Genomic DNA, 13,078 nt, shown 5'->3' with positions numbered 1-13,078 from the left:
CCTACCTCTCCCGGGGCGTCTTCACCACGATACGGAGGCTGTTCAAAGCCCCCTTCCGGGAATAGTGGACCTCGTCCATCATCCTCCGGACCAGAAGAATGCCCAATCCGCCGGGATCACGTTCCTCAAGCGGGCGGGTGACATCCGGCTCGTCCACCGCGAGAGGGTCGAACGCCACGCCGTTGTCCAGAAATTCGACGGCGAAAGCCTCGGGGGACTCTTCAACCCTGATATTGAGTTCTCCCGGAGGAGTCTCGTAGGCGTAGGAACATATATTCACCACAATCTCCTCGATGGCCACATCCAGATGAGCCACGCGCTTCGGGGGCAAGCGCTCCTCTGCTCCGTCTTCCTCCAGAATGAAAGCCCGGAAGTCGCCCAGGCAATCGAGAGAGGCGGGAAAAGTCCGCTCCCTGACGGTGGATTCCATTCTTCTCGTCCCCCTCTACGCCGCTCCGACGATCCGGAGGGCTTCCTCGCGGCTCCCTGCCACGGGAAGGAAGCTGTCGAAGCCTGAGACGCCGATGACTTCCTCAACGACGCCGGACATGCCGCAGAGCACCACCTTGCCGCCCGAGGGGGCGATGCGCTTGGCGAGCACAAGGATCGACCGCAGTCCTGCACTGCTGATATATTCGAGATTCGTGAAGTCGAGGATCAGGTGGATACTCCCCCCGGCCGCATCGACAGCAGCTATGGCCTCCTTCTCGAAATCGGGCGCTGATCTGGCGTCCAGCCGTCCGGTGAGCGAGACATTTCGCCCCCAGGTCTCGGCCGTAATTTTCATTTCGAACATCGTTCATTCCCCCAGGGAGAGCGGCCGAGGCCGCAAATTTTCGCGCTGAAAATCCGTATGCGGTCATTGTGAGTGCTTTCGCCGGACGTGTCAAGAAAACATAGAAATATATTCTGCCTGTGAACAAAGCATATACCCATAAGAGTATATGGAGGGGGCAGCGGAAAGCAAAAGCTCCTTAAAAACACTCAAAGACTAAATTTTCGGAGTTTTTTCATCGAAAAAATTACCACGCCCGCCCCTTGTCAAATGCTTGATTTGTGGTAATATACTCCCCGCACAACCAATAGCAACGAGAAGCACTGAAGTTGGGGAATCGTCCAATGGCAGGACGCCTGACTCTGGATCAGGTAATCTTGGTTCGAATCCAGGTTCCCCAGCCAGCAAGCAAGGCCCCATCGACTAGCGGCCTAGGTCGTAACCCTCTCAAGGTTAAAACACGGGTTCGAATCCCGTTGGGGCTACCATAATATAAGAAAGAGGCTGTCTCTTCGGAGGCAGCCTCTTTTTTGCGCCTTCTCGGAGAAAAAGTTTCGTCCGGACGCAATTTTTTCATTGAGCCCCCGCCTTCAAAGTGCTAGGATTAGCCATCGAAAAACGGATCGAGGTGCTTTCTTCAAAATGTCATTCTGCTATTTCAACGGTGAATTCGTGGAGGGTTCCTGCGCTGCGCTTCCTCTTTCGGACCTGGCGCTCCAGAGGGGGATCGCCGTATTCGACACAGTTCGGACCTACGGCAGCCGCCCCTTCGCCATGGGGCGTCACCTGGAGCGGCTTGCCGAATCGGCCCGGCTGTCCGGGATCCGCCTTCCCCTGCCCCCGGAGGACATGGCCGCCGTCATTCGGGAGGGGGCGTCCCGCATTCCGGGCGACAGCCTTGCCAAACCTTTTCTGACCGCCGGCGACTCGGAAGAAAACGGGACATTTCCCCACCCCAGGTTTTTCGTCCTCTTCTCTCCCCTCTCTCCCGTTCCGGAGGAGGTCTATTCAAAGGGGCTGGCCCTTTCCCTTCTTCCCGAGGAGAGAGAACTGCCCCGCATCAAGAGCATCAACTACATGACCCCTTTCTGCCATCGCGAGGCAGGCACGTTCGAGCCCCTCTACTGTCCCGGGGGCGAGATCACCGAGTCCGCTACGAGCAGTTTTTTCTCCATCGCAGGGGACAATCTGATCACGGCGCCGGACCACAGGGTCCTTCGGGGCATCACGAGGGAGATCGTCATGGAGATCGCCCGGGAGAACGGCCTGAACGTGGAAATGCGCTGTCTCCACCTCGACGAGCTGGAGTGCGTCACGGAGGCGTTCATCACCGGCAGCGTGAAGGAAGTGGCGCCTGTGGTGAAGATCGGTGAAAGGGTGATGGGCGGCGGAACGCCGGGACCCGTGACCCGGAATCTGATCGGGCTGTTCAGGGAGCAGATACCGCTGTATCTCGACTGAAGAAAAGGTATAATGCTTACATACATCAACCATTGGCCAGTGAAGGAGGGGTTTCTTTGGAGAACATTCTCTATATTCTGCTCGCTCTTCTTGCGGCGGCAGTCCTCTACGTCGTGTACATCTACAATTCTCTTGTCCGGAAGAAGGCCCACGCCGACAACGGCTGGAGCCAGATAGACGTGCAGCTCAAGAGGCGGTACGACCTCATCCCCAACCTGGTGGAGACGGTGAAGGCCTACGCAACCCATGAACGGGAGATTTTCGAGCGGATCGCCGCCCTGCGGAGCGCTTCCCTCGCCGCGACCACGGTAGAAGAGACGGCCCCGCTGCAGAACCAGCTCACCGGTGCGCTGAAATCCTTGCTGGCCGTGTCGGAGAACTACCCTGACCTGAAGGCGAACCGGAATTTCCTCGCCCTCCAGGAAGAGCTCGCCTCCACGGAGAACAAGATAGCCTTCGCCCGACAGTACTACAACGATGCGGTGAAGGAGTACAACATCGCCATCGCCGTTTTCCCCAACAACCTTATCTCCGGAAAACTGGGCTACGCCCCTCGGACTCTCTGGGCCGTGGACGACGCTTCCGAGCGGAACGCCGTCGACGTTTCCTTCAGGTAGGGGGCGATTTCCATGGCGAGCTTCAACAAACTGATCGACCACAACAAGCACATGAGCATCCTGCTCTTCGGGGTCATGGCCGTCCTCTTCGCCTTTTTCGGAGCCTCTCTCGGTGCCTACTGGGGCGGTGACTGGCTCACGGGCGTGATCATCGCCGTGGCCGTGGCGGGACTCTACTTCTTCATCTCCTGGCGGTTCGGCGCTTCCATGATCCTGGCGTCGAGCGGCGCGAAGGAGATCTCCCACGAAGAGGCCCCCCAGCTCTGGAACGTGGTGGAGGAGCTTTCCATCGCGGGAGGGATGCCCATGCCGAAGGTGTACCTCATCGAGGACGAGGCCATGAACGCCTTCGCCACCGGGAGGGACCCCCAGCACGCCAGCGTGGCCATCACCAGGGGGCTTCTGGAAAAGCTGAACAGGGAAGAGCTCCAGGGAGTCATGGCCCACGAGATGTCCCACGTGCGGAACTATGACATCCGGTTCGCCATGCTCATGGCGGTGATGGTGGGGTCCATCGTCCTCCTGGCCGACGTGGTGCGGCGAAGCATATTCTACAGCTCCCTGGGCGGCAGACGGCGGAGCCGCGATTCCCGGGGAGGCGGACAGGCCCAGGCCGTCCTGGCCATCGTGGCCGTGATCCTTTCCATTATCGCCCCCCTTCTGGCATCCATCATCCAGCTTGCGGTGAGCCGCCAGAGGGAATACCTGGCCGATGCATCCGCCGTGGAGCTGACACGGAACCCGGCCGGGCTCATCTCGGCCCTGAAGAAGCTCACCGCCGACACCGCGGAGCTGAAGGGTGCGAGCCAGGGGATGCAGCACCTCTACATCGTGAACCCCCTCCTGAAGAAAAAGAAGGGGAAGGACAGCCTCTTCAGCACCCATCCGGCCCTTTCGTCCCGGATCGAGCGCCTGGAGGGACTCATGGGAGCGTCCGCCTGACGGTGGAACGGCATCACTTTCTCGTGGAGGGAAGGGTACAGGGAGTGGGATTCCGCCACTGGACGGCCAGGACGGCCCTCTCCCTCGGGCTCACGGGATGGGTCCGGAACCTCCCCGACGGGTCGGTCGAAGTCCAGGCCCAGGGGGAAAGGGAATCCCTTGAGAGAATGGCGGACTGGCTGCGGCGGGGACCGTCTTCCGCCAGGGTCACACGATTGACGATCATTGAAAAGCCCCCTGAAAACGGGGAGGACTCGTTCGTCATACGCCATTTCTGACATTTTATCCGGAGGTTTTCTTCCATGACAGGTCTTCTCCTCGTTTTCGCCGCAGGAATCACCGGCTATTTCGTTTTCCGGCGCCTCAGGCTGCCCGTTCCGGGGGTGCTGGGCTCTCTTTCTTTCGCCGCGGCCCTGAACCTGGCAGGCTTCTATCCCGAGTTTCCTCTCCGGTACGTGGTGTGGTTCAGCAACATCGTCATCGGCACCTACGTGGGGCAGAAGGTGACCCGCACCTCCGTCCGCTTTCTGCGGGACCTCCCGGTCCCCGCCCTCACGATTTCGGCGGGTATGCTGGTCATCTCCCTTGCGGGAGGCGGACTGCTCTATCTCATGAGTGACCTCTCCCCCGTCACGGCCCTCCTGGGTTCCACCGCAGGAGGGATTTCAGAGATGGCCCTGCTTTCCATGTCCCTCGGCGCGGACGTGGCAAGCGTTACCCTTCTGCAGGTGTTCCGGCTTCTCGCCGCCATTCTGGCCACGCCCGTCTTTTGCAGGAGGTGGACCGCCTGGTGCGAAGGCAGAACACAGGGCGCCGTTTCATGCCCCTGCCCCCTGCCCCGGGAAATCCGTGATATGGGCGCCGACGATGACCTTCCTCCCCCGCGGGGGGAAAACAGGCCTTCGGCCCGTGGATTTGCCGTCCTTGCGGCCGCGGCCCTCGCCGGAGGATTCACGGGGTACCGGCTCCATCTTCCCGTGGGCATTCTGACCGGGGCCATGTTTGCCGTATCCGCCATGAACCTGGCGGGGAAAGAACAGCCTCCCCTGCCCGGAGGCCTGAGAACCTCCGCTCAAATCGGCATCGGTATCATCATCGCCGCCAACATCACCCTGGACACCCTGAGGCAGTTCACCACCATGGCCGGTCCGGTCATCCTCATCACCTTCGCCATGCTGGCGGCAAGCCTTTCCCTCGGCTTTCTGCTCCACAGGATGACGGGGTGGAACTACCCCACCTGCCTGCTCTCCACTTCCCTGGGAGGACTCTCCCAGATGTCCATCATCTCCGAAGAAATGGGGGCGGACCCCCTGAAGGTGAGCATTCTCCAGACGGTCCGCCTCGTAACGATTCTGATGGTATTTCCCCTTCTCATGACCTTTCTGTTCGGCTAGGGCCGGGTCATTCCCCCGTTTTCGGCCAGATTCCTGAAGCAGCGGCTCCAGGGCAGGAATTTCTCGTGGAGGGCCCGGTCGGGAAAGACCATGGTCCCTCCTCCGCCCATGGCTTTCAGCTCATCCGGCGGAAGGAAGCCCGACGCGGAGGCCGCAATGAGGGCATCTCCGTAGGACGCGTCAACATCCCGGTGAAGCCTGAGCTTTTTCCCCGTAATGGAGCTGATGATCCCCATGAGGGTCCTGTCGTTGCAGAGCCCCCCGGAAACGTCGAGCACGTCCGGAACGGCTCGGACCTCCCCTATCCTGGAAAGCAGGAAGGAAAGCTCGTAGCCCAGGGCTTCCCTTCCTGCCCGGATCATTCTTCCGGGGGTGGCTGACCCGTCCATGCCGTTGAAGGTCATCCTTGCCTCCGGGTTGTGGAAGGGCGTCCGTGCCCCGTCGAGCCAGGGAAGGATGAGAATGCCCGTGGGAGACTGCTCCCGCTCCGGATCCCCCGAACGAAACGTCCGGTTCATCCACTGGAGGAACCGGGAGCCCGACGCCGTGGCCGCGCCGACGCGGAAGGTCCCTTCGAGGAGGGACATGCCTGAGACGAAGCCCGGAACCTCGGCAGGTCTCTCCGTGGTCAGGAGCAGGCTTACCGTGGAGCCGAAGACCACCACGCAGTCCCCCGGGAAAAAGGCCCTGGCCGCGGCCGCCTCGGCGTTGATGTCGCAGGCTCCGACGGCGACGGGAATGCCCTCGGGGAGTCCCGTTTCACGGGCAGCGCCGGCCGTCACCCGCCCGAGGACGGAGAGAGGCCAGCGGAGAGGGGGAAACCGGGCAGGATCGACCCCTTCCGCGGCAAAGAGCTCCCCGGGCCACTCCAGAGCCGGACGATCCACCAGGGTCGTCCCGGCGGCGGAAGGAAAATCCCAGGCCCGTTCTCCGGTAAGGCGGAAGGTGACGAAGTTGTTGGGCTCCAGGAAGAAGGCTGTCCTGTGGAATACATCCGGGCAGCGCTCCTTCAGCCAGAGGATCTTGGGGAAGACGGAATGGGTGGTGAAAGGGCCTCCGAGCCTTGCAGCGAGCTGGGGACCGTATTTTTCATTCAGTTCCTCCGCCTGTTTGGCCGCCCGCCGGTCGATACCGTAAAGGATGGCATTGTGGGTCTGCCGCCCCTGCCCGTCCACCGGGATGAAGGATCCGCACACGGAGCTGACGCAGATCCCGGCGATGTCCGACAGCGGAACGGAATGGGAAATCTCCCCGCAGAGAGAAAGGAACCCCCGCCACCAGCATGTTTCTCCGTCCACCTCGTACATGCCCGGCCCCGGAGAAAGGGTCTCCGACGGAACCTTGGCCCCGGCGGCCCCATGGCCTTCACCGTCGATGACGCAGGCTTTGAGGGAGGATGTTCCCATGTCCACACCCAGAAACAGGGGCATACACTTCATCTCCTTTGAAAAGGGCCGCGCGGAAAAAAGCTTCCGGCGGCCCGCGGCGTTCCGCTTGTTTTTACCTGGTCGGATGTTATTCCGGCAGGCTGGTTCTGTCAATGAGAGGAGCGTCCATGTAGAAGATCTTCCGGCCGCCCGTGGCTTCCTCAACGGTCTTTCCTTCCACGGCGAGGGCGTTCACCAGCTCTATGGCCTTCCCCGCCATGGCTTCGAAGGGCTGGGCCACCGTGGCTGCCATCTGTCCGGCGCCGATCCGGCGGAAGGTCTCCTGGTTGCCGTCAACGCCCACGATCACTGCCTTCTTGTTGCCCCGCTCCTGGAGCACGTCGCCGGCCACATAAGCAAGCTGGTCGAAGGCGCACCACACACCGTCGATCTGGTCGCCGAAACGGGTCGCGTAGGTCTCCATGGCGGCCCTTGTGTCGTCCATGAAGCGCTTGGTGGCCACCACGCTGTACTCGGCCAGAATCTTCACGCCGGGATACTCGGTGAGCACCACGTCGAGGACCTTGCCCCTCCGGCGGGTGCCGTAGTGCTTCTCGAACTTGATGACGATGATGTTGCCCTGGCCACCGATGGTGTCCATCAGGAAGGTGGACGCCTTCGCACCCATGGCGAAGTTATCGGCCGTGATGTCCGCCACAACGCCGTCCACGTACCCGGAGTCGATGGTAATCACGGGGATCTTCGCCTCCACGAGCTTGTCCAGGGCGGGGCGGATCTCCTGGGGATGGGCCATGGCCATGACCACGGCGTCGACCTTCATCTGGTACAGGTTCTCGAGCTGGTTGGACTGGGTCTCGATGGATCCGGCCGAGTTGAGCATCTTCACGTCCCAGCCCTTGTCCTTCGCCAGCTTCTCGAAGGAATTGGCCACCCGCGCCTGGGCTTCCGCCGAGAAGTTCGTGGCGATGAAGCCCACCGAGATCTCCTTCGCCGCTCCGTACCCCGCCGCCGCGAGGACAACCGCTATTGCCGCCAACAGTACCGCCGTTCTTTTCATCGTTCTTCCCTCCCTGATGTGTGTTTCGTTCCAGAAAAAGTGCTTCCCGGGCACGGTCAGTGCCGCGCCATCTTTTTCGCCTGAAGGGACGTTATGGTGACGGACAGCAGGATAATGAGCCCCTTCACGATGTCCTGGGTGTAGTAGGGCGCCCCGGCGAGGGTCATGCCGTTGTTGATGACCCCGATCATAAGGGCACCGACGAAGGTACCGAAGGGATTTGCCCGGCCGACGCTGAGCACCGTCATGCCGAGGAGGGCCGCCGCGAAGGCGTCCATCATGAACCCCGACGCACCTTCGGGGTTGGCCGAGCCGAGGCGGGACGTGAGCAGGATGCCCGTGAAGGCCGCAGCCAGGCCGGAGAGGCTAAGGGCGAATATTTTGCACCGGTCGATGTTGATGCCCGCGAGGCGGGAGGCTGCAGGGTTGGCCCCCGTGGCCTGCATGTACTTGCCCGTGCGGGTGGAGGAAATCATCACCTGGGCCGCCGCGACCACGGCGAACATGATGAAGATGAGGGACGGCACCGGCCCCACGCTCCCCCTGCCGAGGGCGAGGAAGGACGGGGGCATCTGGCCGTAGAAGGAGACACCCTTGGTGTACATGTAGACCATGCCGCCTGCGATGATGCCCGTGGCGAGGGTGGTGATGAGGGACGGGATGCCGATCTTGGTCACCAGCAGTCCCGCCGCCAGGCCGAAGGCGATCCCCACGGCCAGGGAGATGAGCACCGCCGCCAGGGGGTGCATCCCCCCGAAGATAAGCCCCGCCACGAGTGCCCCGGACAGGCTGGCGATATGGGGAAAGGCCAGGTCCAGTTCGCCCACGATGAGGCACATGGTGAACCCTTCAGAAATGACGGCAAGCAGGGCGATCTGCCGGAGGATGTTCATGATGTTCTCCCCGCCCGCAAAGCCGGGGACGGCGACGGCAAAACCCGCCGAGATGACGATCAGGGCGAGTATGGTGCCGAACCTCGTCAGCGACTGCTGGAAATTCAGTTTATCCTGGGACATGTCAGCCTTCCTCCCCCATCATGGTAGCGAGTATTTCTTCGCTGTCGCAGGGAGGGCGGAACTCCCCGGCGATGCGGTTGTTTTTCATGACAATGATCCTGTCGGCCATGGCGAGCAGTTCCCGAAGGTCGGAACTTATGAACCACACGCCCGCGCCGCCCTCGGCGAGGTCCTCCATGATGGAGTAGACCTCCCGCTTGGCGTCCACATCGATCCCCTGGGTAGGCTCGTCGAAAATCCACAGCAGTGACGGCGTGCCGAACCACTTCCCCACCGAGACCTTCTGCTGGTTGCCTCCGCTCAGGGTCCGCACGTCCTGGGACAGGCCCGCCGACTTGATGGACAGCCGTTCAGACACTGAAACTGCATGGCGGGCGGCATCCTTCTTCCGCAGGAAGCCGAGGGAGGTGAAATTGCCCAGCAGGGGCAGCACCAGGTTCTCCCCCACGGACAGATCGGAAACCACCCCTTCTTCCCTGCGGTTCTCCGGTATCATGGCCATGCCTTTCGCGATGCTCTCCCCCGGACTTCCTGAGGTGAAGGGTTTCCCGGCGAGGCGCATGGTCCCTTCCTCGAAGGGGAGCCCGCAGAAGACCGCCCGGGCAAGTTCCGTCCTGCCCGAGCCCACAAGCCCGGCGAAGCCGACGATCTCCCCCCGGCGGACGGAAAAGGACACGTCCTTGAACCTGCCCGCCGCCGAAGAGCATCCTTCCATGGCAAAGACCTCTTCCCCCAGTGCGACTGGGCGCTTGGGATACTGCCCGGCGAGGTCCCGGTCGATCATCAGGCGGATGAGCCCCTGCTCGTCCACGGAGGAAGCGTCCAATGTATCCACCTTTTTCCCGTTCCTGAGGACCGTGACCCGGTCGGCCAGGTCGAGCACCTCGGAAAGGTGGTGCGATATGTAGAGGATGGCCAGCCCCCGGGCCTTCAGGTCCCGGACGAGGGCGAAGAGGCTTTCGCACTCCTTCACGCTCAGCGGGGCGGTGGGCTCGTCGAAGATCACCACTTCCGGATTCCGGAAAAGCACCTTCAGGATGGAGAGCATTTCCTGCCTCCCGCTGCCCATCTCGGACGCGGGGGCGTCGAGATCCACGTCCATGCCGTATTTTTCAGCGAACCGGAGGGCATCTTCCCGCATTTTCCTCTTCAGGAGGAAACCGGCCGAGGAGAATTCCAGGCCGAGGAACAGGTTCTCCCACCCTGAAAAATGGGGAACAAGCTCTCTCTCCTGGTGCACCACGCCGATGCGGTCCGCCGCGTCCCTGGGAGACCGGAAATGCATCTCCCTGCCGTTCAGGAGGAAGGACCCCGAGGAGGGGGTGTGAACCCCCGCGAGGATCTTCACCAGGGTGGATTTCCCCGCCCCGTTTTCGCCCACGAGCCCATGAATCTCTCCCTTCTCCAGGGTAAAGGAGAAGTCAGAAAGTGCCCGTACCCCGGGAAATTCCTTGGTGAGGTTCCGGGTCTCGAGGACGGTCATTTCAGCCTGTCCCTGATGTCCTTCGCCCGGCGGATGAACTCGGCGGCCTTCTCCGGATCCACGGGTTTGAAGGTGTCCCTGCCGAACTTGATGCTCGTTCCCATGATCACGCCGTCGGCAAGGGAGAGCATCCGCTCCGCGTTCTCCACGCTCACGCCGGTGCCGGCGATCACAGGGGCATCCCCCGCTCCCCGGCGGGCGGCACGGAGATCGTCCTCGGCGATCTCGCTCCCGGCGGTGGTGCCCGCCAGGCAGACCGCATCGGCAAGGCCGAACTTCACGGCCCCCCGGGCGATGTCTTCGAGTTTCCGGCCCCCCAGGGGTTCCGTGTGGCCCGAGATGTTGGCAAAGACCTTCATCTTTCCCGACAGGGAGGACTTAAGTCTCTGGATCTTCCCCGCGTCGGGGTCCACGATGCCCCAGTCGCCCACGAAGACCCAGGAGAGGAAGATCCGCACGAAGTCGGCCTCCACCGCCGCGCCGATGGCCACGGCTGCCTCGGGGTCGGCGAGGACCGAAAGGCCGAAGGGCACGTCGAAGGTCGCCGAGGTCTCGGAGATGACTCTGCTCATGGCCGCCACGGTGGCGTGGTCAACCTTCGAAAGGTAGGGCCGGTCTCCCTCGTTGCTGAAGACGATGCCGTCGAAGCCCGCCTTCACCAGGGCTTCCGCGTCCCTCAGAGCCGTGTCGCGGATTTTTTGCATGCCCGCCCCGGCGTCGTAGAGAGGGGACCCGGGAAGGGGAGGAAAGTGCACCATCCCGAGAAGGGGTTTCTTTACCTTGAACAGTTCTTCAAATACCGTCATGTTCCATCGCCTCCAGATGCAAGAGATATTCGCTCGTCTCGAAATCCGTGATGAGCACGTTCACCAGTTTTCCCGCCAGGGCGGCGTAGATTCCCCTGTACTTCTGGGGCCCGCCGCCGATGCCCACGCGGCGGGGAATGTTCTTCAGGGTTTCGAAGGGGATGCTCACCAGCCTGCCGTTGTAGGGGATGGGCACTTCCCTTCCCTTTCCGTCGATGATCCTGCCGAGCACATCGCCCACGCCCCCTGCTTTGCGGGCCTTTTCCATGTCGAGGTATTCCGCCGGGATGTAGGGAAAGAACATTCTGTCCAGCTCCGGCCCGATGGAGAAAAAGGCCGTCTTCACAGAATCCCACAGGCGGGTGGTCAGCTGGATCTGGGGCTCCTGCAGCAGCAGGTCACGCACTTCCGCGGAGCTGACGATGGCGGGGGCCAGCAGGTAGGAGAAAGCGCACCCCAGGATGTTGCCCATGTCGCTGGCGAGGCGGTTCGTTTCCCGCTCGGGCTCCTCTTTGCCCCATCCCCCCAGGAGGGGGACGATCCTCAGGTCGGGGAAACGGCGCGACCGGTCCAGGGATTCGATCATCTCCCGGATGGTCACCCCGCAGCCGATGCCTATGGTCCCTCCCCGGTCGCAGAATCGGGGCAGCAGCTCGCTGGCCTTCTTTCCGAGAAGCTTGCGGAGAAAATTGCCGTCGGTGTCCTGGGGAATCTCCACCACCACGGCGTCCAGCAGGCCGAACTTTTTTTTCAGCGCCTCCTCGGCGTCTGCCGTCCGGGTAAGGGTGTCCCGGATGCGGACCTCGATGATGCCCCGTTCCATGGCTTCCTGGAGGATGCGGGAGACCGTGGGGACGGAGACGCCCAGCACGCGGCCGATCTCGGCCTGGGACATCCGGGAGTAGTAGTAGAGCTCCGAGGTTTTTACCAGCAGGGCGTCCGAATACATGGGGATCCTCCGTTTGAAATATATTCCTGAAATAATTTTCTCATCAGGCACAGTATAGGCAAAGGGCGGCGGGAATGCAAGCCCCTCTCTTCCGGTCCGGGGACTTGTCTGCTATCCTGTGGTGAAATGCCGGAAACCGTCCGGCGAGAAGGAGCTGACGACCATGCAATATTTTCCCTTCGGCACCACAGGAGTCTCCGTCTCCGAACTCGGATTCGGGGCCATACCCATCATCCGGCTGTCCTTCGCCGAGGCCGAGCGGACCCTCCGCCGGGCCTGCGACCTGGGCATCACCCTCTTCGACACGGCGAACGCCTACCACGACAGCGAGGAGAAAATCGGCAGGGCCCTTGCCCCGGTGAGAGACACAATCTTCCTCGCCACAAAGACCATGAAGCGGGACGCCGCCTCCGCCGCGGAGCACATCGACCTGAGCCTGAGGCGGCTGAATACCGACTATATCGACCTCTTCCAGTTCCACCAGGTGGCCCTTGAAAAGGACTGGGAGAAGATCATGGCTCCCGGAGGCGCCATGGAGGCGGTCCTGGAGGCACAAAAGGCGGGGAAGATCCGCTTTATCGGCATCACCTCCCACAGCCTCTCCATGGCGAAGAAGTACGTGGAGTCGGGCCTGTTCGTCTCCATCCAGTTCCCCTTCAACTTCATCGAGACCGACGCGGCGAAGGAACTCCACCCCCTCGCGCGGGAAAAGGGCGTGGCCATCCTCGCCATGAAACCCTTCGCGGGCGGGGCCATCACCGACGCTGCCCTGGCCTTCAAGTACCTCCGCTCCCACGAAAATCTCTTTCCCATTCCCGGGTACGACTCGGTAGAGTCGGTGGAGCAGATCGTCGCGTTCTACGAGAAACCGAACGAAGTCACAGGCAATGACCTTGCCGCCATGGAGGCGGTAAGGAGCGAGCTGGGAGGCCAGTTCTGCCGACGGTGCGAGTACTGCCAGCCCTGTCCCCAGGGAGTCTCCATCACCCAGGGAATGATCTATCCCCTCTTGGCGAGCCGCATGTCCCCGGAGGTTGCGTCCGAATTCGCCTCCGCGGGCATGGACACCCTGCCCAAATGCACGGAGTGCGGGGCCTGCGTGAAAAAGTGCCCCTACACCCTCCCCATTCCGTCCATGCTGAAAAAGCACTACGATCTGTACCTCGGCCACAGGAAGGCGAAGGCCTAGA

14 protein-coding genes and 2 tRNA genes are annotated in these 13,078 nt (G+C 62.0%); 8 read left to right on the top strand and 8 right to left on the bottom strand.

Annotated elements, in window-relative coordinates:
* Position 1 precedes the first annotated feature (1 nt).
* Both C8D99_RS08150 and C8D99_RS08145 read right to left on the bottom strand, forming a co-directional pair.
* Complete coding sequence (locus tag C8D99_RS08150) at positions 2 to 430, bottom strand: ATP-binding protein (protein WP_133957641.1); 429 nt, start codon at positions 428 to 430, stop codon at positions 2 to 4.
* Between the two features lie 15 nt (positions 431 to 445).
* Positions 446 to 796, bottom strand: coding sequence for an STAS domain-containing protein (locus tag C8D99_RS08145; protein ID WP_243833872.1), 351 nt, complete (start codon positions 794 to 796; stop codon positions 446 to 448).
* 309 nt (positions 797 to 1,105) lie between these two features.
* Here C8D99_RS08145 and C8D99_RS08140 point away from each other — a divergent pair.
* From C8D99_RS08140 to C8D99_RS08110, 7 genes are all read left to right on the top strand, one after another.
* Positions 1,106 to 1,179, top strand: a tRNA-Gln gene (locus tag C8D99_RS08140).
* 8 nt (positions 1,180 to 1,187) lie between these two features.
* A tRNA-Glu gene (locus C8D99_RS08135) sits at positions 1,188 to 1,263 on the top strand.
* Between the two features lie 154 nt (positions 1,264 to 1,417).
* Positions 1,418 to 2,236, top strand: a complete 819-nt coding sequence (locus C8D99_RS08130; protein WP_133957640.1) for an aminotransferase class IV — start codon at positions 1,418 to 1,420, stop codon at positions 2,234 to 2,236.
* Positions 2,237 to 2,292: 56 nt separating this feature from the next.
* Positions 2,293 to 2,853 carry a LemA family protein gene (locus tag C8D99_RS08125; protein ID WP_243833871.1) on the top strand — a complete coding sequence of 187 codons (561 nt, stop codon included), beginning with the start codon at positions 2,293 to 2,295 and terminating at the stop codon, positions 2,851 to 2,853.
* Between the two features lie 12 nt (positions 2,854 to 2,865).
* Positions 2,866 to 3,795, top strand: coding sequence for a zinc metalloprotease HtpX (htpX, locus tag C8D99_RS08120; protein WP_133957639.1), 930 nt, complete (start codon positions 2,866 to 2,868; stop codon positions 3,793 to 3,795).
* A gap of 2 nt (positions 3,796 to 3,797) precedes the next feature.
* Entirely contained in the window at positions 3,798 to 4,073 is a 276-nt protein-coding gene (gene yccX, locus C8D99_RS08115) for an acylphosphatase (protein WP_133957638.1), read from the top strand.
* Positions 4,074 to 4,097: 24 nt separating this feature from the next.
* Positions 4,098 to 5,189 carry an AbrB family transcriptional regulator gene (locus C8D99_RS08110; protein WP_133957637.1) on the top strand — a complete coding sequence of 364 codons (1,092 nt, stop codon included), beginning with the start codon at positions 4,098 to 4,100 and terminating at the stop codon, positions 5,187 to 5,189.
* Here the strand turns inward: C8D99_RS08110 and C8D99_RS08105 are convergent.
* From C8D99_RS08105 to C8D99_RS08080, 6 genes are all read right to left on the bottom strand, one after another.
* On the bottom strand, positions 5,186 to 6,619 hold the full coding sequence (locus tag C8D99_RS08105) for a xylulokinase (protein WP_166670083.1): 1,434 nt from the start codon (positions 6,617 to 6,619) through the stop codon (positions 5,186 to 5,188). The genes C8D99_RS08110 and C8D99_RS08105 overlap by 4 nt on opposite strands.
* Positions 6,620 to 6,704: 85 nt before the next feature.
* The gene (locus C8D99_RS08100; protein WP_133957635.1) at positions 6,705 to 7,634 is read right to left on the bottom strand and encodes a sugar ABC transporter substrate-binding protein; all 930 of its coding nucleotides are present in this window, start codon (positions 7,632 to 7,634) and stop codon (positions 6,705 to 6,707) included.
* Between the two features lie 56 nt (positions 7,635 to 7,690).
* Positions 7,691 to 8,650, bottom strand: a complete 960-nt coding sequence (locus C8D99_RS08095; RefSeq protein WP_133957634.1) for an ABC transporter permease — start codon at positions 8,648 to 8,650, stop codon at positions 7,691 to 7,693.
* Position 8,651: 1 nt separating this feature from the next.
* Positions 8,652 to 10,133 carry a sugar ABC transporter ATP-binding protein gene (locus C8D99_RS08090; RefSeq protein ID WP_133957633.1) on the bottom strand — a complete coding sequence of 494 codons (1,482 nt, stop codon included), beginning with the start codon at positions 10,131 to 10,133 and terminating at the stop codon, positions 8,652 to 8,654.
* Positions 10,130 to 10,939 carry a BtpA family protein gene (locus C8D99_RS08085; protein ID WP_133957632.1) on the bottom strand — a complete coding sequence of 270 codons (810 nt, stop codon included), beginning with the start codon at positions 10,937 to 10,939 and terminating at the stop codon, positions 10,130 to 10,132. Before C8D99_RS08085 ends, C8D99_RS08090 begins: the two co-directional genes overlap by 4 nt.
* Entirely contained in the window at positions 10,926 to 11,888 is a 963-nt protein-coding gene (locus C8D99_RS08080) for a sugar-binding transcriptional regulator (protein WP_133957631.1), read from the bottom strand. The genes C8D99_RS08085 and C8D99_RS08080 overlap by 14 nt, the downstream gene beginning before the upstream one ends.
* A 163-nt stretch (positions 11,889 to 12,051) precedes the next feature.
* Here C8D99_RS08080 and C8D99_RS08075 point away from each other — a divergent pair, with 163 nt between their 5' ends.
* Positions 12,052 to 13,077: an aldo/keto reductase gene (locus C8D99_RS08075; RefSeq protein WP_133957630.1), complete on the top strand. Its 1,026-nt coding sequence runs from the start codon at positions 12,052 to 12,054 to the stop codon at positions 13,075 to 13,077.
* Position 13,078 lies beyond the last annotated feature (1 nt).

The sequence above is a fragment of the Aminivibrio pyruvatiphilus genome (assembly GCF_004366815.1).
Taxonomy (GTDB): Bacteria; Synergistota; Synergistia; order Synergistales; family Aminobacteriaceae; genus Aminivibrio; species Aminivibrio pyruvatiphilus.
Note: the sequence above shows the minus strand (reverse complement) of the source record. Positions and strands in the feature narration are given on the sequence as shown.